Raw genomic sequence first — 22,622 nt, forward strand, 5'->3', positions numbered from 1 at the left:
ATCACACATTTACCATCCACAAGCATGACTACCTCACACGCCATGTTCTCCAGTTCCTTCCCACCCTCCGAGGATCTCTTAGTCTCCGGAACCCTTCGCAACGACATCTCGCTGCATCTGTGCCACGGCCATTCACGCCAGGACATTCACAACGACTTCTTCGAGCTTCTCGACGATCCCTCTGATTGGAAGAGCACCCGCCAGGAACCGTTCCCAGAAGATTTCGACGCCATCATCGACGAAGTTGCCGCCGAATACGCTCAAAAAGTTACAGAAAAGTCTGCTGATGCACAGCGCCTCGACGCCCTTCGGGATGAGCTGCAACAGCGCAACCTAGCTTTCAGCTTCGACGAGGGGTGGGACGCCTCCGACGGCGCTGAGTGCGGAGCCGAACAAGCGGAAGAAGACGATGCCGCAGGATATGTTTATTGCCACATGCAGGACGTCGACAGGCTGATTCACACCGGCGACCTCTTCTTCGGTTTCGGCACCATGAAAACCGATGACGAGCTCAGCACGCCAGCAAGCGTTGGCGAGCAACTCGTCGAAGCGCTGCGCGCTGTTGGTTTCAACCCCACCTGGGACGGCAACCCTAACGCACGTGTGCTCTGCCAAGGCCTAGTTGTCGAATTTCCCCTCGCGGAGGACCTCACCAACGCCTAATAGACGCTTTCAATAGATCCTTTAAAGCTAGCCCGCAACAACCATCCAGATGGCTACCATGTGCACCACCGCCGCGGCAATCGTCGCGGTGTGAAAGTGCTCGTGGTAGCCATACCAACGTGCGTTGCGACCCGGCCACTTGAAGCCGTACATCAGCGCCCCCACTGAATAGACCACGCCACCCGCAAAAAGCAGCCACACCACGGCCGGCCCTGCGGAGTGCCACAGATTCGGCAACAGAGGCAGGATGAGCCAACCCAGCACGAGATAGACCACCACGTCCAGCCACCGCGGATGATTAATCCACACCAAGTTCAAGACAACCCCCATGGTGGCGCCCACCCACGCAGCAGTCAGCATCCATAGCGCCTGCGTGGGCTCCAGCACGATGGCACACAGCGGCGTGTAGGTCGCCGCGATGAACACCGAAATCGTCGCGTGATCAGCACGCCGCCACCACTGCACAGCACGCATCGATACCCATGGCCAGCGGTGGTACAGCGCCGAGACTGTAAAGAGGCCAACCACGCCGACGCCATACACCGTTACTGCTAACCCCTGCCACCACGGCAGCGTCATCCACGCAAAGGTAATCAACACTGTCGATGCGATCAGGGACGCAAGCGCAGCAAAGAGGTGACCCCAGCCGCGCGTTAATGGGCGCGGGCCGCGGTCCGCCATCCAGTACGTGCGCTGGATGAGCTGCTCTATCGTGCTATTTTCCTGCACAGAGCCTGATTCAACTGGAAATTCTTGCGGGGACGATTTCTGAGCACTGGGTGCGTTCATAGTGGGGGCCTTGCCTTGCCTGAGATGCGGGTCGTGCGCATAACGCATTCACTCCCAAAACTTACGTATCCGTAACTATACGGCCGAGCATTGCGGCAGACAAGGGTGGAGCGAAAGTTTCCTCCAGTTTTTCTTCCAATATTTGCAGCACGAGGGCACTGGCCACGTAAACTACCCACATTATGCTTTCCTTTGTCTCACGCTCTCGCCGCACCGCGGCGCTGTTCGCAGCTACCATGGTGGCGCTGGGAGCGGCGTCGGCAGGCGTCGGCTCCGCCTCTGCACAGTCCAGCACCATCGGCGAGGTTTCCTCGCGCGTGACCAACCCGCAGCCCTGGCTCGGTGACAAGGCCTTCATTACCTCTAAGCGCCACATGGGCGGCAACCACTGGGTGGTGGACGTCTGGTCCCCGGCCAATCATGCGGTGATTTCTAATAACGTCCTGCTCCCTGAGGGCGATAAGCCGCGCCCCTCCTTCTACCTGCTGCCCGGCGTGGAGGGCGGCCAGGCCGGCATGAACTGGATGACGCACTCCGATATCCGCCACTGGGCCGTGGGCAAGAACGTCAACGTGGTGATGCCGCTTGGCGGCGCTTACTCTCTCTACACCGATTGGAATGCCGAGGATCCGATCCTGGGCGTGAACAAGTGGAGCACCTACATGACCGCTGAGTTGCCCCCGCTGATCGACGCCGAATTCCACGGCACCGGCCGCGATGCCATCGGCGGCATTTCTTCTACTGGCGGCGCCGCACTCGACATCGCCGGCCACGCCCCACAGCGCTACAAAGCCGCAGCCTCCTACTCCGGTTGTCCGGTGCGCTCCGGTGCAATTGGTTTCCCTACCTCCACCGCGATGATTGCCTACGGCGGCGGCTCCTCCTTCAATGCCTGGGGCCTGCCAGGCTCCCCGCAGTGGTTCGAGCACGACCCCAACGCCAACCCCGGACGCCTGCGCGACGTCGAGGTCTTCGTGGGCTCGGCCTCCGGCACCCCGGGCCCCATCGATGGCACCAACAGCCCCGCCCAGTGGCTGGGCCCCCGCGCGGTAGAGATGGTGGCCAACCAGTGCTCGGAGGAATTCACCCGCAACGCCCGCAACGCCGGGGTGCGCGTGAACCGCTACTTCAGCCCCCAGGGTTCGCACACCTTCAACCTCTTCTCCCACCAGATGAAGCTGAGTTGGGACCAGACCATCGCCCGCACTATCGGCGCCTAAGTTTTGACTGGTTGTCGCTTCACTGCAGACGCAAGCCCCCTTCATCACCACGACCACGAAATATACCCACTGCAGGATTTGATTCCACTAACCCTCAGCTAAACAACTAGATCTTCAAGGTTCACGTTTGCCCGAAAAAAGGGATTGACGCATGTCAAGATTCTGCGGTAAAATTTTGGTTAATAGTTCAGCCCGCCCGGTTCCCTTCGGAAACACGGAGTGGGCTGGATCTCTATTTGCGCAGTCTCGCCAACACTGTCATCGTGGCAACACATCCCACCTCTAGATTGGCTTTTCATGTCTTCTACGCTCAAGCCAGCAGCGACCATTGGCGAACACATTCTTCGCCTGCAAAGCCGCGGCATGAAGATCGACAGAGCTTTAGCTGAACAATGGTTTTCACACGTCAGCTACTACCGGCTTTCCGCCTATTGGTATCCGGCTAGACAGTTCACTGAAGACGGAACTAGCCGAATTAGCAGCTTCGTCGATGGTACTGACTTTGCCGACGTCGTCTCCTTATATGAAGCCGATCGGAAACTCCGTACCCTGATTCATGATGGTATGGAGCGAATCGAGGTTGCGATGCGCACCAAGCTCGTCGAGCTACTGTGTACTCGACACCCCAATGATCCTACTTTCTATCTCCGTTCAGACGACTTTCGGCCAAACTTTGACCACGTGTCGTGGCTGAGTACAGCGTACGGTCGGCTTGCGAGAGCGAAGAAGAGCGACGCCGTGAAGCACTACATTGATGAATACGGTGGACAGTATCCCATGTGGGTTGTGGCTGAAGTGCTCGATTTTTCGGACATTTCAAAGCTCTATGCAGGCTTAGGATCCAACGATCAACGGTCAATTTCGGAAGCGCTGAATATAAAGATCAACTTCTCTAGTTTGAATAGGAATCAGAAGCAAAGACTTACGAAGAAACATCCGCTGGCGAGTTGGCTCGAGCAGCTAACTGTCATTCGGAATACATGTGCCCACCATGGAAGGCTGTGGAATCGTTCATTTGCTCCGGCTCCAACTGAGGTTATCCGGAACAATGGAAACCTACACATCCTTCCAGAGAATCAAAGTGAGAAGTTATTCGGCGCTTTGATAATCATGGCGCATTTACTGCGGACTGTGTCTCCTGGAACCACGTGGCCTGAAAAAGTAGTGGCCTTGTTAAATGGACACTTCCTCACCAATCCTCTTGTCGAAAAAGCCAGTATCGGTATTCATGGCAACTGGGATGAAGAAACAATTTAAATGACTCGGAAAAGGAAAAGCCCGGCCGAAGCCGGGCTGATGCAGCGTCAACGCTGCTGAGCGGAACTGCGCGTTTTACTCCACGACGGAGTTCGCGCCGACGGCGTGACCGAAGAGGTCCGGCAGGGTCGCCGCCCAAGCTTCGCGCAACTCAGAAACAGCAACGGACTCGCCGCCCAGCTCCAGCTCACCGTTGTCGGTGGTCTGGCCGACGACGACGGCCGGAACGCCGCACTCCTCGGCGCGCTGCAGCAGCATGTCGACGCGGTCAGCGGTCGTTGCTACCAGCACTCGGGAGGCGGACTCAGAGAAGGCTGCCACGAAGGCGTCCTCGTGGACCTTAGACAGATCCAGGCTCAGGCCCACGCCGCTGCGCTTGGCCATCTCGAATGCAGTAACGGCGAGACCGCCTTCGGAGATGTCGTGAGCGGCGGTCAGGCCTTCGTTGCCCACGAAGAAGTCCGCGAGACGCTGCTCGTTGGCCAGGTCCACCTGCGGCGGCAGGCCATTGAGCCCGTCCTTCGATGCATGGCCCTGCTCGTGGGCGTTTACCTGCTGCCAGATGGAACCACCGAACTCATCCTTGGTCTCACCCAGCAGAACAAGGACCTCCGGCTCCTCTACGCGTCCAAGCTCGTTGCCGATGGACGTGTGGACGTCGTCGATGACACCCAGGACGCCTACGACGGGCGTCGGCAAGATCGGCTCCTCGCCGGTTTGGTTGTAGAAGGAGACGTTGCCACCGGAGACGGGGATGCCGAGCTCCACGGCGCCGTCGGCAAGCCCGTGCACGGACTCGCGGAACTGCCACATTACGTCCGGGTTCTCCGGGGAGCCGTAGTTGAGGCAGTTGGTGATGGCGACCGGACGGGCACCGGTCACAGCGACGTTGCGGTAGGCCTCCGCCAACGCCAGGCGTGTGCCCATGTTCGGATCCAGCTTGGTGTAGCGCCCAGAAGCATCAGCCGATACCGCGATACCGCGGCCGGTCTCCTCGTCGATGCGCAGCACACCAGCGTTCGCGTGATGGGACTGCACGGTGTTGCCGCGCACGTAGCGGTCATACTGCTCGGTGATGAAATCACGGGAGCACAGCGCCGGGGAGGCCACGAGCTTCTTCAGCGCCACGGTAAGGTCCTGCTTCTCGACGCCCTTGAACTCCTGCAGCGCATCCTGCCACTCCGGGCGGGCGTAGGGGCGGTCGTAGACCGGGGCCTCGTCCGCGATGGTGCCGGCCGGGGCATCCACAACGACCTCGCCTTGGTGGCGAATGATGAGGTGCTTACCGGTGGTGACCTCACCAATCTCAGCGCAGGTGACATCCCACCGCGCGCAGATCTCCTTGAACTTCTCCACGTTCTCCGGGGTCACCACAGCACACATGCGCTCCTGGGACTCGGAGGCGAGGATCTCTGCGGCGGTCATGTCCTTGGCACGCAGCGGGACGTTGTCCAGGTTGATCTCCATGCCGCCATCACCGGCGGCGGCCAGCTCGGAGGTGGCGCACGCCAGGCCCGCGCCGCCCAAGTCCTGGATGCCCACGACGATGCCGGACTTGTACAGCTCCAGGCAGCACTCGATGAGGACCTTCTCCGCGAACGGGTCGCCCACCTGAACGGCCGGCAGCTTGCGCTCCGCGCCGTCCTCGAAGGTGTCAGAAGCCAACACGGACACGCCACCGATGCCATCGAGGCCGGTGCGCGAGCCGAAGAGCATGACCTTGTTTCCAGTACCGGAGGCGAAGGCCAATTTCAGGTCCTCCACCTTCAGCGTTCCCACGCACAGCGCGTTAACCAGCGGGTTACCAGCATAAGACTCATCAAAAACGGTTTCGCCGCCAATGTTGGGCAGGCCCAAGCAGTTGCCGTAGTGCGAAATACCGCCAACCACGCCAGGCAAAACGCGCTTGGTGTCGGGGGCATCCGCCGGGCCGAAGCGCAGCTGGTCCATCACGGCAATCGGGCGAGCGCCCATGGCCATGATGTCGCGGACAATGCCGCCCACGCCGGTGGCCGCACCCTGGTGCGGCTCCACGTAGGAGGGGTGGTTGTGGCTTTCCACGCGGAAGGTCACCGCGTTGCCGTCTCCGATATCCACCACGCCGGCGTTCTCACCGATGCCGGCGAGAATCTTGGAGCCCATCTCCTCAGTCATGGTCTCACCGAAGTAGCGCAGGTGCGTCTTGGAGGACTTATAAGAACAGTGCTCCGACCACATCACCGAGTACATGGTCAGCTCGGCATCGGTCGGGCGGCGGCCCAGGATCTCGCGGATGTGCGCGTACTCGTCATCCTTCAGGCCCAACTCGCGGTAGGGCTGCTCCAGCTCAGGCTGCGCGGCTGCTTGCTCGACGGTGTCGTTGTGTACGGTCATTGTTTCTCCTTATAACCGTCGGCGCGGGTTAAGCGACGACCTTGAGGGCGGACACAAACAAACCCAGACCGTCGGTGGACGGGCCGGTAAGAAGATCGATGGCGTGCTCTGGGTGCGGCATCAGCCCCACCACGTTGCCGGCCTCATTGGTGATGCCGGCGATGCCGTTGATGGAGCCGTTGAAGTTATCGGTATAACGGAAGACCACGCGGCCCTCGCCCTCCAAGCGTTCCACGGTCTCCGCATCCGCCTGGAAGCGGCCCTCGCCGTGCTTCGCCGGAATCAGGATTCGCTGGCCCTGCTCAAACTCACTGGTCCAGGAGGTCTGCGCGTTCTCCACCTCGAGGTAGGTATCCACACAGTGGAAGTGGAGTCCCTGGTTGCGAGTCAGGGCGCCAGGCAGCAAGCCAGCCTCCGTCAAAATCTGGAAGCCGTTGCAGATGCCGAGCACCGGCATGCCCTTATTCGCTGCTTCCACCACCGCGCGCATCACCGGGGCCAGCGCCGAAATAGCGCCGGAGCGCAGGTAGTCACCGTAGGAAAAGCCACCGGGGACAACGACGGCGTCCACTCCTCGCAGGTCTTCATCCGCATGCCACAGGGACACGACGTCGGCGCCGGCGGTGCGGGCGGCGCGGGCCGCGTCGACGTCGTCAAGCGTGCCGGGGAAGGTAATAACGCCGATCTTCATTACTGGATGACCTCGTAATCCTCGATCACGGTGTTGGCCAGCAAGGTGGAAGCCACCTTCTCGAGTTCCTCGGCGCTGACCGAATCATCAACTTCAATCTCAAAACGCTTGCCCTGGCGCACGTCGCTGACACCAGCAACCCCCAGGCGGCCCAGCGCGCGAACGACGGCCTGGCCTTGCGGGTCCAAAATCTCGGCCTTGGGCATGACATTGACAACTACACGAGCCATGAAAATTTTGCCTTACTGTGCGTGAGTATAGGTGCCCCGCCAGTCTATCCCGCCGGCAAGAAAGATTCGGAATCTTTGGGGGTAGTGAATTCAAACCAAACGGTTGAAGAATTCTTGGGGAATCCCACCTTAACCCCCAGCTCGCCCTCTGCGCTCCGGTATCACGTGCCCCGAAACCCAGGTAGAACGAGATGCGCTGCCCTTTTCTCACCTATCCAAGGAACCTCTCATGCATTTCAAACGCATTGGCTCACTTGCCATCGCCGCCCTTGTCTCTACCTGCATTGTTGTCCCCCAGGCCAGCGCCTTTGTGGACGGCTCCAACGCCGTCATCTCTGAGGTCTACGGTGGCGGCGGCAACAAGGGTGCCGCGTTTAACCACGATTTCATCGAGCTTTATAACCCCACCTCGGCTGACCTCGACCTCACTGGCTGGTCCGTGGAGTACCTGTCCGCCTCCGGCAACTCTGGCGGAAAGCACGAGCTGTCCGGTTCCCTCCCGGCCGCGGGCCACTTCCTCATCCAGGAAGGTGGTGGCGGTACCGGTGAGCCGCTTCCTGCTCCTGATGCAGAGGGGAACCTGAATCTGTCCGGCTCCAAGGGCTCGGTGAAGCTTTACGACGCCTCCGGGGCCGAGGTAGACCTCGTGGGGTACGGGGAGGCGTCGCTCAGCGAGGGCTCCCCTGCCCAGGCCTTGAACAACTCCACCTCTGCGCAACGCGACGCCGAGGGCACCGACACCGACGACAACGTTGCTGACTTCAGCGCTACAGCGCCGACGCCGAAGTCTGCTGGCGGTGGCGCCACCGCGCCGGAGGACCCCACACCGGCCGAGCCGGGCGCATCCGTCACCATCCCGGAAATCCAGGGCACCGGCGCGGAGTCCCCGCTCAACGGCCAGAACGTCACCACCCAAGGCGTGGTGACCGCGGTGTGGAAAGGTGAAAAGTCCCTCAACGGCTTCACCATCCAGACCCCGGGCACGGGCCAGACCGCACCGAAGAAAGCCTCGGAGGCCATCTTCGTCTACACCGGTGGCACCGGCTTCTACCCGGAGATTGGAGAATCCGTCGAGGTCACCGGCACCGTTGATGAGTACTACGGGCAGACCCAAATCGCCCTTGCCCAAGGCTCCGTCCTCGACACCGCACTCGATCTCGTCACCCCGCTCGCCATCGATGCCCTACCCGAGGGAGATGAGGAGCGAGAGAAGCTCGAGTCCATGCTTCTCAAGCCTGGCGTGCACACCGTGACCGATAACTATGGTCTCAACCGCTACGGCGAGCTCGGTCTAGCACCGGGCACCGAGGCGCTGCGCCAGCCCACCGATATTGTCTCCCCTGGCACCCAGGAGCAAAAGGACATGGAGGCTGCTAACGCGGCGAAGTACGTCATCTTGGATGACGGCTCCACCCGTGACTTCACCCGCGATGGCGCGTCGACGAAGCTGCCGTACATCATGCACAACGGCTCGGAGGTCAAAACCATCCGCACCACCAACCAGGTGGAGTTTGCCGACTCTGGCGTCATCCTGGGTTACGGCCACGAGCAGTGGCGCTTCCAGCCCACCACGATGATTACGGGTGACTCCGCTACCGCAGATCTGCCAATTACGTGGGACCCGGCCCGTCCGGAGGCCCCGCAGGTGGCTGGCGATTACACCGTGGCGGCGTTTAACGTGCTCAACTTCTTCATCAACCTGGGCGAAGACAACGGCGCGAAATCCTACAATGACCGCTTTGGCAACGGCGTGGGTTCTGACAGCCCCACCTTCCGCGGCGCGTGGTCCGAGTCCGCGTTCAACGACCAGAAGGGCAAGATCCTCACCGCGCTGGAGGGACTCGACGCCGATGTTATCGGCCTGTCGGAGATTGAGAACGCCGCCAACACCGTGGGCGGTTCCTACGACGATGCTGTGAAGTACCTCGTGGGTGAGCTCAACTCCCGTGCGGGGTCTGAAAAGTGGGATTACGTCAAGGCCCCGGCGAACGCGTCAGCCGATACAGACGTCATCCGCACCGCGATCATCTACAAGAAGGACCGCGTCCAGCCAGTAGGTGAGGCCACCTTGCTGGAGGACGAGCGTTTCAAGGGTACCGCCCGCACCCCGCTCGCTGCGGAGTTCAAGCCGGTTGCTGATAAGTGCGCTCCTGAGGGCCCCGATTCCTTCGTGGTGGTAACCAACCATTTCAAGTCCAAGGGCTCCGTGGCCAACGGTGACAAGGACACCGGCGATGGTCAGGGCAACAACCCGAACGTGCGCAATGCCCACGCCCAGGCAGTCCTGGATGGTTTGTCCAAGCAGCCGAAGTGGCAGAAGAAGGCCACCTTCGTCATGGGTGACTTAAACGCTTACTCCAAGGAAGACGCCATCTCCGTCTTCCGCAACGCTGGCTACACCATCCCGGTTGAGGAGCTCAACGCCCAAGAGGACTGGCAGGACGTGGCCTCCTACCAGTTCTCCGGCCGCCTCGGCTCCCTGGACCACATCCTGGCCAACGAGCACGTCGACGCCCAGGCCGCGCAGACGTGGAACATCAACTCCGACGAGCCGATTGCCATGGAGTACTCCCGCCGCAACTACACCGGCGGCGATGTCTTTGAGGCCAATAACCCGTACCGTTCCTCCGACCACGACCCGGTCAAGGTGGGCTTCAACCTTGCGACGGTGAAGCGCTCTGCGGACGAGCTCGAGGGCTGCGGCTCTGCTGAGAATCCGGATCCAGCTCAAGACCAGGATCAGGCTGATGAGTCTCGCAGCATCAAGTCTGTCACCGTCAACGACGAGGGCCACCTCATCATCACCTACACCGACGGCACCACCGAAGACGCCGGCAATGTTGTCGGTGCCGATGGCAAGGATGGTACCGACGGCGAAGACGGCGCTGACGGCAAGCCAGGCAAAGACGGCCGTGGTATTGAGTCCGTGACCACCAACGACAGGGGCAAGGTCATCGTCGCCTACACCGACGGCACAACCGATAATCTCGGTCTCCTTGTCGGACCGAAGGGCGACCAGGGCTCACCGGGTAGCGACGGCAAAGACGGTAAGGACGGCGCCGATGGTCAAGACGGCAAGGATGGCCGTGGCATCGAGTCCGTGACCACTGACGCTGCGGGCAACCTCGTTGTGAAGTACACCGATGGCACTTCCGAAACCATCAAGGTAGACAGCAAGCCCGCCAGCCAAACCGGTTCTTCTACTGGCGAGCGCTGCCTGCCGACTGCCCTCGGTCTCGCCATCCCCGCAGCCCTTGCCATCCCGCTGGCCTTCCTTGGGTTTGCCAATACACAGTTCAACATCCCGGGCTTCGAGCCGGTCCGGAAGCAGATTGAGTCGATGGCCCGCAACATCCCGCGCGAAGCTCAGTACGCTGCCGGTGGTCTCGGCCTGCTGGCTGCGCTTGGCATCATCGGCGCGGCCTGCGTCCCGACCGGGTCTAAATAAAGCACTCTGCTGAGCGTATTTATTCAGTCTCGTTAAGCCCCTCATCTGAGGGGCTTTTCTCCTACCAGCCCGATTACCCCTCTAACCAGGAATTTTCTTCCTCCGGTTGCGGGGTTGCTAGTGCTGTTTTAGTCTCTGTGCTCATGGGGGATATCGAAACCTACCTCCGCCTACGCAACTCGGGGATTGCACTGGTGGAGCATGCACCTGGCACACCCGAAGAGCTCCGCGCGCTCGGCGCGGATGCCGCCGATGCCACCGAGCTTTCACAGCTGCACCAGGTTTACTTCGGTCCCACCCGCTTTACCGGTAAACAAAAGAAAGCCCGTGCTGCAGCCCTTCAACAACGCCACAGCCTTGGCACCCTCACACTGATTGAAACCTACACCTCCAAGGTGAAAAAGACCCTGGATGCCTGGAACTTAAGAATCAAACTCGCTGCCACACCCGCACACCGCATCCCACATGTTGCCGCCGCACGGCTTAAAGAACTCCGTGCTAAAAGAACCGCCAAACCAGGCGTACGCATCACCTACCGGGAACAAGGCCCCAACACACTCTCCATTACCGACGATGCCACCACGATTGCCAACATGCGCGCCGTCTTAGAATCCACCAACACCACCGACCTCCTTCAAGCCGCCAATGACATCTTCTTCAAAGAAAGCACTGGATCCACACCCGCGGTGCGCACCCAAGTCATCATCACCCTGAATGAGCTCGACCAAATCATTAACGGCGAGGGTGATGAAATCCAGCTCAACCTGACTAACGGCGCGCGCATGACAGGCGCAGAGTTTCTCACCCACAAGTTTGCCGAAATAGGCTACGCCACCATCGTCCACCCTCTTGACGGCCCCATCAACACCTGGCGCCTAGAACGTGGAGCAAACCTCAACCAACGCCTTAGCCTGCACGCGGAATTCCACACCTGCTCAAGACCAGGCTGCAACAAACCAGCCGATTACTGCCAAGTCCACCACCTCATCCCCTGGCAAGCAGGTGGCTTTACCAACATTAAAAACCTGACCTTCCTGTGCGCCTACCACAACGGCATTAACGACGATGACCCACACAGGCCTACCGGACGCGGCTACATGTACCGACTCAACACCGGAGTGTCCTTCATCCCACCCTGGGGTGCACCGATAACCGCAATGCCGGAATACCAAGAAGCACTCGCCAGACTCAACACCGAGAAAGCAGGACAGCCACCAGAGGAACCACCCGACAGCAGCTAACACCCCCAAGCAACCACACACAACAACGACTGAAAGGAAACGGCTTACCACCAGCACCAACACCGCTACCCGCCAACCGAGGGAAGGTTCGCGGGCACACCGGCGATCCTTCAGACAACACCACCCACAAACCACAACAAGGCACGCAGGAAAACCTGCGAGCCTTATGCCAGCGCCACCCATCATCCAAAGCCAGACTGACGGGCAATCCGGCGACCCCAAGTCCGGCTTCACGTGCTGCCGGAAGCAGCAAGAGCAACGGGATCCTTAAGCCCTTAAAGAGCGAAACCTGCCAACCGGATGAAGGTTTACGGGCACTCCGTCGTTCCTGGAAGACGCGTCTCCCTTTCTATACAGGCCAACGGACACCGGGATATGCGGATGGTTTAACGTGTCGTGAGCATTCGAGTGGGCACGGCTAGCGCGGTGCGAAGGCCGTATAGTCAGCGGGACTGGCGCCTGCTCCAACGGCGCGCTCGGCGGCCTTAAGGAAATCGGACACTACCTTGCGGTCATCGAGGTTACGGCCGGAAATCGATAGGCGCACGGTGTTGCCGCGCTGCGCGGAGCGCTCGGCAGCGCGGATGATGTTGCGGCGCCACCACTTGGCCGAACCGAAACCCTCACCAAAGGACAAGTTGCGGGCTTGGTGGAGCTCGCCGGTGCGCAGGTCATGGATGCCGCGGGTGGATGCAGCAAAGTCAAAATCAAACTCAGGAAGAACTTCTAGAGTTCCCTCCGACATACGCCAGCGCGGCGGCGCAAAGATAGTGGGCTCAAAGCCGATTCTGGCCATCTGCCGCGTCGCCCCCTTGAGGCGCAGACGCGCCTCGTGTGCATCCAGGTTTGCGAATTCCGCACGGCGGCCCTGAACTGCTTGGTCGAAGCCGTTGAGAATGAGCACTCGGCCCGATTCGGCCTGCTCACGCAACCACGACTGTGTCGCCGAATCCTTAGCCAGGTGCCAATTGCCATCGATGTGTGGCGCTACAAGCAAGGACACCGGGATATCCGCTTTATCGAACTGCTCCAGCAGGTCAGCGGCCTGCCTTCGGGTGTCGTCGAAGATACTGGAAATCGAAACCAAAAGGTGGCCATGCATAAGGAAAATTATCGCACAGCCACCGTCCCGGCGCGCGCCGAGGGGAAGCCTCACTCCCCCACATGGGCGGCCTAGGACGCTGTGCGGCTCATTAGCCACACAGCTCAAGCGGGGAGCCTAAGACTCAACCCCCGTGGCCTGGTTAATCAACCACGCATACTCGAATGCCGCCTGCCGCCACTTGGCATAGCGGCCAGACACACCACCATGGCCGGCGGCCATCTCAGTCTTGAGGAGGAACTCGCCACCGGTGGCGACGTCACGAAGCTTGGCCACCCACTTCGCCGGCTCCACGTAGAGCACGCGGGTGTCGTTAAGCGAGGTCAGCGCCAGGATATTGGGATACTTCTGCGGCGCAATGTTCTCATACGGTGAGTAAGAAGCCATGTAGTCATAGACCTCCGGGTCGTGGTACGGGTCGCCCCATTCTTCCCACTCCACCACCGTAAGCGGCAGCTCCGGCATGAGAATCGAGGTCAGCGGATCCACGAAGGGCACGTTGGCCTCGATGGCCTTAAACCGATCTGGCGCCATGTTCGCCACCGCGCCCATGAGCAGACCACCGGCGGAGCCGCCCTCAGCCACCAAGGTGTCCGGCGTGGTCACCCGGCGCGCGATGAGGTCATCGGCCACCGCGATGAAGTCCGTAAACGTGTTCTTCTTAGCCAGCATCTTGCCGTCGTCGTACCAGTTGCGGCCCATCTCACCACCACCGCGCACGTGCGCCATGGCAAAGATCATGCCGCGGTCCATGAGAGACAAACGGAAGACCGAGAAATACGGGTCCATGTTCGCCTCATAGGAGCCGTAGCCATACAGCAGCGTCGGGTTCGGCTGCGTGCGGTCGAGGTCCGCGCGGTGCACGATGGACACCGGCACCTTCGTCCCGTCAGGCGCTTCAGACCAGACGCGGTAAGCCACGTACTCATCCTTGTCATAGCCGCCAGGGACTTCCTGTTCCTTCAGCAGCGTGTACTCGCCGGTGGCCACGCGGTAATCAAAGAGCTGGGCTGGCTGGATGAAGGAGGTATAGCTCACGCGCAGCACCGGCGCATCCCACTCCGGGTTGCCGGCCACGCCAACGGTGTAGAGCTCCTCGTTGAAGTTGAGCTCGTCGAAACGCGCCCACCCCTCCCGCACATCCATTACCGCGGCACGGCCAATGCCGCCGCGGCGGTAGCCCACGACGATCTGGTCGCGGTAACAATCCACGCCTTCAATGCGCACGGTGTCATCATGCGGCATGAGGACGGTGAGTTCGCGCAAGGCTGGAAGGTCATCGGAGACAGGACAGTAGCCTAAGGCAAAGTTGGGGCCGGTGGCATTGTGCGTGACAACCCAGTAGTCGGTGCCGTCCACCACCGCATGGTCGACGTCATAGTCCACGCCGGTCTCCCGCTCCCAGAGGCAGCGGAACTCCCCCTCGGGGTTGGACTGCTCGAGCACCCACGCCTCATTCGTCGTCTTCGAGCCGGACACAATCATGATGTACTTCTCGCTGCGGGTCGTCCCCACGCCAATGCCGAAACGCGAATCCTCCTCGCGCATGACCACGACGTCCTCTGACTGCGGGGTTCCCACACGGTGGCGCCACACGGTGTCCGGCCGCCAGGCATCATCGACGGTGGTGTAGAACATGAACTCCTCCCCGACCCACGTCGCGCCATAGAAGATGCCTTCTAGGCGGTCCTCCAACAGCTCTCCTGTGCGCAGGTCCTTGATGAAGAGCTCAAAGCGCTCGTCGCCGGCCACGTCCACGGAATAGGCCAGCAGGTCACCGGAATCGCTCACCGAAGAAGCACCCAGGGCGAAGAAGTCGTGGTCTTCGGCGAGCGCGTTGACGTCGAGAAGCACCTGCTCCCCTTCCGGCGCCCCCTCCTCCGGGATGGTCGGCGGAGTCCACGGATCAGAGCCTTCCGACACCGGGATGCGGCAGCTGTAGCCGTACTCCTGCCCCTCCTCGGTGCGCCCGTAGTACCAGTACTTACCGCGGCGCTGGGGCACGGACATGTCCGTCTGCTTAATGCGGGACTTGACCTCAGTGAAGATGTTCTCCGTCAAGGTGTCCAGGTGTGCGGTGCGCTCCTTGGTGTAGGCGTTTTCGGCCTCCAAGTATTCGCGGGTCTCCGGGGAGTCTTTCTCACGCAGCCACTCGTAGTTATCGATGAAGCTGCGGCCATGGAACTCACGGGTGACCGGGCGTTTCGCTGCGTGTGGTGCGTTCATTCAGCCTCCTTAAAAAGTGGTCCCGGACAGGCGTTCAAAGGCCTCAACATAACGCGCGCGGGTGGCCTGGACAACGTCATCCGGCAGGCGCGGCGGCGTGGACTCCTTGTCCCAGCCGGAGTCGGTGAGCCAATCGCGCACGTACTGCTTATCAAAGGAAGGCTGGACCTTGCCTTCCTCGTAGGTATCGGCCGGCCAGTAGCGCGAGGAGTCCGGGGTGAGGACCTCATCAGCTAAGACCAAAGTGCCGTGCTTATCGACGCCAAACTCGAACTTCGTATCCGCCAAAATAATGCCCTTCTCCTCCGCCAGCGCGGCGGCCGTGGCATAAATGCGCAGGGTGGCTTCGCGCAGGTGCTCAGCTCGCTCGCGGCCTAGCTTCTCCACAACGACGTCGAAGGAGACGTTCTCATCGTGGTCGCCCTGCTCCGCCTTGGTGGCCGGGGTGAAAATGGGCTCGGGCAGGCGGGAGGCCTCGGTCAGCCCCTCCGGCAGCTCGACGCCGCACACGCTGCCGGATGCCTTGTATTCCTTCAGCCCGGAGCCGGTGAGGTAACCGCGGGCGACGCACTCGAAGGGCAGCATGTCGAGCTTCTGCACCACCATGGCGCGGCCGAGTACCTCTTCGGGGATGCGCTCATCATCGAGCGGGCCGGCGAGGTGGTTAGGGAAATCAATGACGTCGAAGAAGAACTTCGAGGTCGCCGTAAGCACACGGCCCTTGTCCGGAATGGCGGGCTCCAGGGCGTGGTCGTAGGCGGAAATGCGGTCGGAGACGACCATGAGCAGGGTATTGTCGTCGATTTCGTAGATATCGCGCACCTTGCCGGAGGCGATGTGGGCATAGGAAGAAAGTTCTGGACGCATGACATACATCCTAGACCCGTCTAGACTGCTTCAAGATACATCCCAAGCATGAGGAGTTAAGCCTGTGCACTCTCGCATGATCTCCCTTTTGACCTCCGCTGCACTGGTGGGCGGTGCCCTGAGCGTGCCGGCGGCGCAGGCTGCCGATATCTCCGTGCGCGAATCTGACCACGGCCAATGGCTGTGCACGATGTCGGCCTCGGCCACGGATCGCGAGCTAGCCCGGGACGTCCGCGCTGGATATATCGCGACGATTAAGGCGACTTCCGAGCAGATTCAAGCGCAGTTCCCGAAGCTGGATTTCTCCGCGTATACCTCGCGCGATATCAGCAAGGCTCCGGGCTATGCGGCGACGGTGGCCGCGCTGGCCAAGGCCGGCTACACGGGCGCGGATATGGTCATCATCATGGTCGGCGCAACCGCCCCAGAGGACGTGGTGGAGGATGAATCGGTGCTGCTGCCGCAGGACGCCGAGTACTCCATCAATGCTGCTGCCGCCCGCGCAAAGAAGGGACCGGCGCCACTACTGTCGACGGGTAGCGATTTCAGCCCCAAGCTGCGCGCCGCTCTGGCAGAAAACCAGGCACAGGAGAAAGAAGCCGTTGACGCCTTCAACGCAGCGCAGGTGCAGTCTTTCGCTGAGTGCGTCGAGGAACTGCGCAGCCGCGGTGCGCAAGAAGGCATCCAGCCGGTGCCGGAGCTGCCCATTCCGGGCAAGACGACGCAGCAGCAAACCTCGTCCACGGGTGCTGCGGTTCTCGGCATCATGGCGGTGCTCACCGCGCTGATGCTCGGCGGCTACCTCGCCTCCAACGGGAAATCCCTCGGCGGCTTCGAGTTGCCGGTGCTCCGCATCCCCGGGATGGCCTAAGAGCTGGTGACGGGTGGCCCGGGACGTCGATAGAAGGTCGTTTCGATCAAATAGGAGCAGAAACCCCCGGCGGGCAACCTTAATTGATCGAAACGTACCTGGACCGGGCCAGCGCGGTACGTTTTCGTAAATAGAGCCTCAAAAACTCACGTTTGAGAGGGCTTGTCTGCGAAAACGTACCGCGCCGGGTCGTCCCTTCACAGGGGATCCCCCGGCCGCGTGAGCTAGAGGATTTCGCCCGGGGTGTAGGCCGCGGCCTGCGGGTGCTGGTCAGCAATCGCCTTGATGCGGCCCAGAATCTGGCTCACCTGCGACTCGGCAGCACCGATGAAGGCGTGCTTATCCGACAGCGCGGCCTCGAGAGCGGCGGCATCGAGCGGCAGGCGCTCGTCGGCAGCCAGGCGCTCAATCAGGTCCTGCTCCCCGCCATTCTCGCGCATGTTGAGTGCTACAGCGACGGCGTTTTCCTTGATGACCTCGTGCGCGGTCTCACGGCCCACGCCCGCGCGCACCGCCGCCATGAGGATGCGGGTGGTGGCGAGGAAGGGCAGGTAGCGCTCTAGCTCACGGTCGATCATCGCCGGGAAAGCACCGAATTCTGCCAGCACGGTGAGGAAGGTTTCGAACATGCCGTCAATGGCAAAGAAAGCATCCGGCAAGGCAACGCGGCGCACCACCGAGCAGAAGACGTCGCCCTCGTTCCACTGCTGGCCGGACAGGTCCGCCACCATCGTCAGGTAGCCGCGCAGAATGACCTGGAAACCGCCGACGCGCTCGCAGGAGCGGGCATTCATCTTGTGCGGCATCGCAGAGGACCCAACCTGGCCCTCCTTGAAGCCTTCAGTCACGGTTTCGTTGCCGGCCATGAGGCGGATGGTCGTCGCCAGTGAGGAGGGCGCAGCACCAAGCTCCACCAGCGCGGAAACAGCATCGAAGTCGAGGGAGCGCGGGTAAACCTGGCCCACCGAGTTGAATACGCGAGAGAAGCCCAGGTGATCCGCAATGCGCGTTTCTAGCGCCGCGAGCTTGTCCTCGGATCCGCCCATGAGGTCAAGCATGTCCTGCGAGGTGCCCATCGGGCCCTTGATGCCGCGCAGCGGGTAACGGCTCAGCAGAGACTCCACGCGCTCGATGCCGAGCAGCAGTTCGTCGGCAGCCGAGGCGAAACGCTTGCCCAGGGTCGTCGCCTGGGCAGCGACGTTGTGGGAGCGGCCCGCCATCACCAGCGTCTGGTACTGCGCGGCGCGCTCACCGATGCGGGAGACCACCGCGATGGCTTTATCGCGGGTCAGCTCCAAAGAACGCAGAATCTGCAGCTGTTCCACGTTCTCCGTCAGATCACGCGAGGTCATGCCCTTGTGGATGTGCTCGCAGCCGGCCAGGGCGTTGAACTCCTCGATGCGAGCTTTAACGTCGTGGCGCGTGACGCGCTCACGCTCCGCGATGGAGGCGAGGTCGACGTTCTCAACCTGCGCCTCGTAAGCGGCGATAGCCGCAGCTGGGATGTCGACGCCGAGATCCTTCTGCGCCTTCATCACCGCAATCCACAGCTGGCGCTCCAGGATGATCTTGTGTTCTGGGGACCAGATTTCAGCCATCTCGGGGGAGGCGTATCGAGCGGACAGGACGTTGGAAATGTTCTTCTTTTCAGCCACGTCGCTCATTATTCCACGCCTCGCCCCAAAGGAGGCATTATCAGCGGATTAGATGCTGATCTGGCCCTTCTCCGCTGGGAGTGCGATGTCTGTGCGGAAGAAGCTGCCCTCCAGCTCGATGCCGCCGAGAATCTCGTAGGCGGCAGCACGGGCATCGGCGAGGGTGGCGCCGCGACCGAGGACGTTGAGGACGCGCCCACCGTTGGAGACGTAGCCGCCCTCCCCCGTAGTGGTGCCGGCATGGAGGATCCGGGTGGGGTCATCCAGGTCCGGCGAGGTAATCGGATCGCCCTTGCGCGGGGAGGCCGGGTAGCCCTCTGCGGCCAGCACCACGGTAACGGCGTAGCCCTCTTCCCACTCCAGCGGCGCAAGTTCCGCCAGCTGTCCAGTGGCGGTGGCATTCAAAACCTCACCCAGCGGAGACTTCAGCAAGGCAAGCACCGCCTGTGTCTCCGGGTCTCCGAAGCGGGCATTGAATTCCACCACGGCCGGGCCTTCCTTGCCCCATGCCAGGCCGGCGTAGAGCAAGCCAGAGTAGGGAGTGCCACGCTTGACCATTTCCTTGGCCACGGGAACGCAGACTTCGTCGACGATGCGCTGGACGCCGTCGGCAGGCAGCCACGGCAGCGGGGTGTAGGCACCCATGCCGCCGGTGTTGGGGCCTTCATCGTTGTCATAGGCGCGCTTATGGTCCTGTGCCGGGAGCAGCGGGACGACGGTTTCGCCATCCACGAGGCAGAACAGGGACACTTCGGGGCCGTCGAGGAAGGACTCGAGCAGCACTGGGTTACCCACGGCGTGAACCGCATCAACGTGCGCGCGGGCCGCGTCGCGGGACTCGGTCACCACGACGCCCTTGCCGCCGGCCAAGCCGTCGTCCTTAACCACGAAGTGCGGGCCGAAACGATCGAGGGCGGCCTCGATGTCCGCATCGCTGGTGCCGGGGGCGAGCTGCTCCGCGCGGGCGGTGCGCACGCCGGCGGCCGCCATGACATCCTTGGCAAAGGCCTTGGAACCCTCGATCTGTGCCGCGCTTGCCGACGGCCCGAAGACCGCAATGCCGCGCTCGCGCAGAGCATCCGCCACGCCTTTCACCAGCGGCACCTCCGGCCCAATGACGACCAGATCCGCGTCAATATCAACCGCCAGCTCCGTCATGCGCGCAGGATCGTCCACTTGGGAATACTCCGGGTGAATGGTGGCTTGCTTGGCATGTGCCGGGGAACCCGGTGCGATGTGCAAATCGGTAACAGAGGGATCAGATTTAAGGCCAGTGAGCAGGGCGTGTTCGCGGCCGCCCGAGCCAATAACGAGAATGCGCATACCGTCTATCTTAACTGGCGGTAGCCTAGGGGCCATGTCTTCCGTATTTACAAAGATCATCGAGGGCGAGCTGCCAGCTCGCTTTGTCTACCGCGACGAGAAATGCGTGGCATTTTTGTCCATCGAGCCGCTGCGTTATGGCCACACCTTGGTGGTGCCGATCGAGGAGGTCGATAAGTGGACTGACCTCGATTCTCAGACTTGGGCCCACCTCAACGAGATTGCTCTAGAGATCGGTGGCGCCATTAGGACGGCCTTTGATACCCCACGTACCGGCTACATCATCGCCGGCTTCGACGTGCCGCATACCCACATCCACCTCTTCCCCACCGAGAAGATGGAAGACTACGACTTCGCCAAGGCCTTCGCTGCCGACGCCACCGACCCCGCCGCCATGGACGAGGCCGCCGCGCGCATCCGCCAGCACCTCGGCACGGATGAGGATGGCCGCCGCAGCAACTAGGCGCTAACTGCCGCTCGTCGGCGCCTTGGGGAGGCGGACGGTAAAGACCGATCCGCTGCCCAGCTCAGAGTCCACGGAGATTGAACCGCCGTGCTGCTCGACGAGTGATTTCACGATGGCCAAGCCCAAGCCCGAGCCACCCGTATCGCGGGTCCGTGAACTATCCGCACGGTAGAAGCGCTCAAAGATATGGGCTGCATCTTCGGGGGAGATGCCCTTGCCGTCATCGGCGACGTCGATAAGCACGTTCTCCTCATCATCCCGCAAAGTCAGCGTCACCGATGCCTCGTCACCACCGTGACGGATACCGTTAGATACCAAGTTGAGCAACACTTGGTGCAGGCGGTCCGCGTCACCGTTGACTATCGGAATCTCGGAGGCTTCATTGTTGACGTTGATCGTGCGGCCAGAAAAGGCCGCGCGTGCCGAAGAGCCCACGGAAAGCACGAGCTCCAGCATGTCTACCTCGCGCATATCGAGGCGCGATCCCTCCGCACGCGTCAGGGCTAGCAAGTCCTCCACCAGCAACGACATGCGCTGCGACTCGGCATCGATCTTGCTGAAGACAAATTCCGGATCTTTAGTCGCCCCCGAACGGTACAGCTCCGTGTAGCCGCGCAGGCTGGTCAGCGGCGTGCGCAGCTCGTGGGAGGCATCGCCGACGAAGCGGCGCATCTGCTGCTCCTTTTCCTGCGCATGGACGACGGAGTTCTGCAACTGTCCCAGCATGACGTTAAGCGCCGCGGCGAGCTGGCCTACCTCGGTATGTAGCGGCCACTCTGGCACGCGCTTGTCCAGGTTGCCGGCCGCGATTTGGGAGGCCGTTTTCTCGACCACGCGCAGCGGCCGCAGCGCCCGGTGGATCAGCCACATACCCACGAGCGCGATAATGAGCATGACCAGCGCCGCGATGATGACCTGGACTATAGCGAGGCCTTTCAGAATGGAGTTTTCCGTCGTCATGTCTTTAGCGACGACCACCACGGAGCCATCCGTCTTGAGCTGCGCCACGGCACGCCATTCGGTTTCGCCTTGAATTGAGCGAACGGTGCTAGGTTCACCACCAACGACCACCGAACGAGCATCCGGCAACGCCGCCGTCGGCCGCGTGGTTACCACGGAGCCATCGGGATAATACGCCAGTGCTACATAGTCCGTCGGGGGTCGGCGGCTCCCGTCCTGCGGCGTGTAGAAAGTCGCGTCGAGATTGCTGGCCCAAGAACTCAGGGCATCATTCAGCTCGGTGTCCACGCGGGTGTAGAGCACGTTGCGCATGATCGACGAGACCGCCAAGGAGGACATAGCCAGGCCCAGGCCCGAAACCAGCACCATCAAGACGAGCAGCCACGTGCGCAAGGGCAGCGCTTTAGGTCGCTGCATGCGCCGGCGCAAGGCGCTATTGAGCACCGGCGTGGATCCGGAATCCGGGTTCGCGGTGGATTCGCTCATAGTGAAAAAGCCTACGAGCGCGGTGTGCGCAGCACATAACCGACACCACGGACGGTGTGGATGAGCGGAGTATCGCCGGTATCAATCTTGCGGCGCAGATAAGAAATGTAGGACTCAACCACGTTGCCATCGCCGCCAAAGTCGTAGTGCCAAACGTTATCCAGAATCTTGGACTTGGACAGCACCACCTCGCGGTTCTGCATGAGGTAGCGCAGCAGGTTGAACTCGGTGGGCGAAAGCTCCACGATCTCCCCTGCCTTGGTGACCTCGTGGGTGTCATCGTTGAGGGTGAGGTCGGCATAGGTCATGGTGGCGTCACCGTTCTGGTCATCCACCGTGCTGCCGCGGCGCAGGATCACGCGCAGGCGGGTGATGACCTCTTCCAGGCTGAAGGGCTTGGTGACGTAATCATCCGCCCCAATGGTCAGGCCATGGATTCGCTGATCCACGCTGTCTTTGGCGGTGAGGTAGAGGACGGGGCCGTCGAGGCCTTCCGCGCGCAGCTTGCCCAGCAACTCAAAACCATCCATGCCCGGCATCATGACGTCCATGATGTAGGCATCAGGGTTGATCTCCCGCGCGATGCGCAGGGCTTCGTTGCCGGAGTTGGCGCTGTGTACATCGAAGCCCTGAAACTTCAGGGAAACAGTAAGTAGTTCAACGATATTGGGCTCGTCATCGACGACAAGTACCTTGACGTCCTTTGAATCATCCATGGTCCCGCTCTGGTCCTTTCTCCGCTGTTCCTATGACT

The 22,622-nt window shown here is 61.4% G+C and carries 18 protein-coding genes; 7 read left to right on the forward strand and 11 right to left on the reverse strand.

What is annotated here, in order from left to right; translation table 11 throughout:
* Positions 1–24: 24 nt before the first annotated feature.
* Complete coding sequence (locus tag CAURIM_RS10875; protein ID WP_201829141.1) at positions 25–663, forward strand: DUF6891 domain-containing protein; 639 nt, start codon at positions 25–27, stop codon at positions 661–663.
* A 27-nt stretch (positions 664–690) separates the two neighbouring features.
* On the opposite strand, the gene trhA is transcribed toward CAURIM_RS10875, so the two are convergent.
* Positions 691–1,344, reverse strand: coding sequence for a PAQR family membrane homeostasis protein TrhA (gene trhA, locus CAURIM_RS10880; protein WP_236659413.1), 654 nt, complete (start codon positions 1,342–1,344; stop codon positions 691–693).
* Positions 1,345–1,634: 290 nt separating this feature from the next.
* On the opposite strand from trhA, the gene CAURIM_RS10885 reads away from it, so the two are divergent.
* Complete coding sequence (locus CAURIM_RS10885; RefSeq protein WP_201829139.1) at positions 1,635–2,672, forward strand: alpha/beta hydrolase; 1,038 nt, start codon at positions 1,635–1,637, stop codon at positions 2,670–2,672.
* A gap of 297 nt (positions 2,673–2,969) precedes the next feature.
* Positions 2,970–3,929 carry an Abi family protein gene (locus tag CAURIM_RS10890; RefSeq protein ID WP_070645627.1) on the forward strand — a complete coding sequence of 320 codons (960 nt, stop codon included), beginning with the start codon at positions 2,970–2,972 and terminating at the stop codon, positions 3,927–3,929.
* A 75-nt stretch (positions 3,930–4,004) separates the two neighbouring features.
* On the opposite strand, the gene purL is transcribed toward CAURIM_RS10890, so the two are convergent.
* The 3 genes from purL to purS are packed head-to-tail and all read right to left on the reverse strand — an operon-like array spanning position 4,005 to position 7,223.
* A complete protein-coding gene (gene purL / locus CAURIM_RS10895; RefSeq protein WP_201829137.1) occupies positions 4,005–6,302 on the reverse strand; it encodes a phosphoribosylformylglycinamidine synthase subunit PurL in 2,298 nt (765 codons plus the stop codon).
* A gap of 28 nt (positions 6,303–6,330) precedes the next feature.
* On the reverse strand, positions 6,331–6,993 hold the full coding sequence (purQ, locus tag CAURIM_RS10900; protein WP_070645623.1) for a phosphoribosylformylglycinamidine synthase subunit PurQ: 663 nt from the start codon (positions 6,991–6,993) through the stop codon (positions 6,331–6,333).
* Complete coding sequence (gene purS / locus CAURIM_RS10905) at positions 6,993–7,223, reverse strand: phosphoribosylformylglycinamidine synthase subunit PurS (RefSeq protein WP_039676532.1); 231 nt, start codon at positions 7,221–7,223, stop codon at positions 6,993–6,995. Before purS ends, purQ begins: the two co-directional genes overlap by 1 nt.
* A 229-nt stretch (positions 7,224–7,452) precedes the next feature.
* Here purS and CAURIM_RS10910 point away from each other — a divergent pair, with 229 nt between their 5' ends.
* The gene (locus CAURIM_RS10910; protein ID WP_236659384.1) at positions 7,453–10,671 is read left to right on the forward strand and encodes an ExeM/NucH family extracellular endonuclease; all 3,219 of its coding nucleotides are present in this window, start codon (positions 7,453–7,455) and stop codon (positions 10,669–10,671) included.
* 143 nt (positions 10,672–10,814) lie between these two features.
* A complete protein-coding gene (locus tag CAURIM_RS10915) occupies positions 10,815–11,912 on the forward strand; it encodes an HNH endonuclease signature motif containing protein (RefSeq protein WP_201829135.1) in 1,098 nt (365 codons plus the stop codon).
* A 418-nt stretch (positions 11,913–12,330) separates the two neighbouring features.
* Here CAURIM_RS10915 and CAURIM_RS10920 read toward each other — a convergent pair whose 3' ends face one another.
* From CAURIM_RS10920 to CAURIM_RS10930, 3 genes are all read right to left on the reverse strand, one after another.
* A complete protein-coding gene (locus CAURIM_RS10920; RefSeq protein WP_070446055.1) occupies positions 12,331–13,014 on the reverse strand; it encodes a DUF2334 domain-containing protein in 684 nt (227 codons plus the stop codon).
* A 117-nt stretch (positions 13,015–13,131) separates the two neighbouring features.
* Entirely contained in the window at positions 13,132–15,240 is a 2,109-nt protein-coding gene (locus tag CAURIM_RS10925; RefSeq protein ID WP_201829133.1) for a S9 family peptidase, read from the reverse strand.
* A gap of 9 nt (positions 15,241–15,249) precedes the next feature.
* Positions 15,250–16,107: a phosphoribosylaminoimidazolesuccinocarboxamide synthase gene (locus CAURIM_RS10930; protein ID WP_201829131.1), complete on the reverse strand. Its 858-nt coding sequence runs from the start codon at positions 16,105–16,107 to the stop codon at positions 15,250–15,252.
* A gap of 64 nt (positions 16,108–16,171) precedes the next feature.
* Between CAURIM_RS10930 and CAURIM_RS10935 the strand changes: the two genes are divergently transcribed.
* Positions 16,172–16,978: a serine/threonine protein kinase gene (locus tag CAURIM_RS10935; RefSeq protein WP_236659383.1), complete on the forward strand. Its 807-nt coding sequence runs from the start codon at positions 16,172–16,174 to the stop codon at positions 16,976–16,978.
* A 224-nt stretch (positions 16,979–17,202) separates the two neighbouring features.
* Here CAURIM_RS10935 and purB read toward each other — a convergent pair whose 3' ends face one another.
* Together purB and purD are read right to left on the reverse strand one after the other, a co-directional pair.
* Positions 17,203–18,642, reverse strand: coding sequence for an adenylosuccinate lyase (purB, locus tag CAURIM_RS10940; protein ID WP_070446043.1), 1,440 nt, complete (start codon positions 18,640–18,642; stop codon positions 17,203–17,205).
* A 39-nt stretch (positions 18,643–18,681) separates the two neighbouring features.
* Entirely contained in the window at positions 18,682–19,956 is a 1,275-nt protein-coding gene (gene purD / locus CAURIM_RS10945) for a phosphoribosylamine--glycine ligase (RefSeq protein ID WP_201829129.1), read from the reverse strand.
* A 34-nt stretch (positions 19,957–19,990) separates the two neighbouring features.
* Here purD and CAURIM_RS10950 point away from each other — a divergent pair, with 34 nt between their 5' ends.
* Complete coding sequence (locus CAURIM_RS10950) at positions 19,991–20,419, forward strand: HIT family protein (RefSeq protein WP_201829127.1); 429 nt, start codon at positions 19,991–19,993, stop codon at positions 20,417–20,419.
* 3 nt (positions 20,420–20,422) lie between these two features.
* Here the strand turns inward: CAURIM_RS10950 and CAURIM_RS10955 are convergent, their stop codons facing one another.
* On the reverse strand, positions 20,423–21,868 hold the full coding sequence (locus CAURIM_RS10955; RefSeq protein ID WP_201829125.1) for a sensor histidine kinase: 1,446 nt from the start codon (positions 21,866–21,868) through the stop codon (positions 20,423–20,425).
* An 11-nt stretch (positions 21,869–21,879) separates the two neighbouring features.
* Positions 21,880–22,584: a response regulator transcription factor gene (locus CAURIM_RS10960; RefSeq protein WP_070446030.1), complete on the reverse strand. Its 705-nt coding sequence runs from the start codon at positions 22,582–22,584 to the stop codon at positions 21,880–21,882.
* Between the last annotated feature and the right edge of the window lie 38 nt (positions 22,585–22,622).

Source organism: Corynebacterium aurimucosum, assembly GCF_030408555.1.
GTDB classification, from domain to species: domain Bacteria; phylum Actinomycetota; class Actinomycetes; order Mycobacteriales; family Mycobacteriaceae; genus Corynebacterium; species Corynebacterium aurimucosum.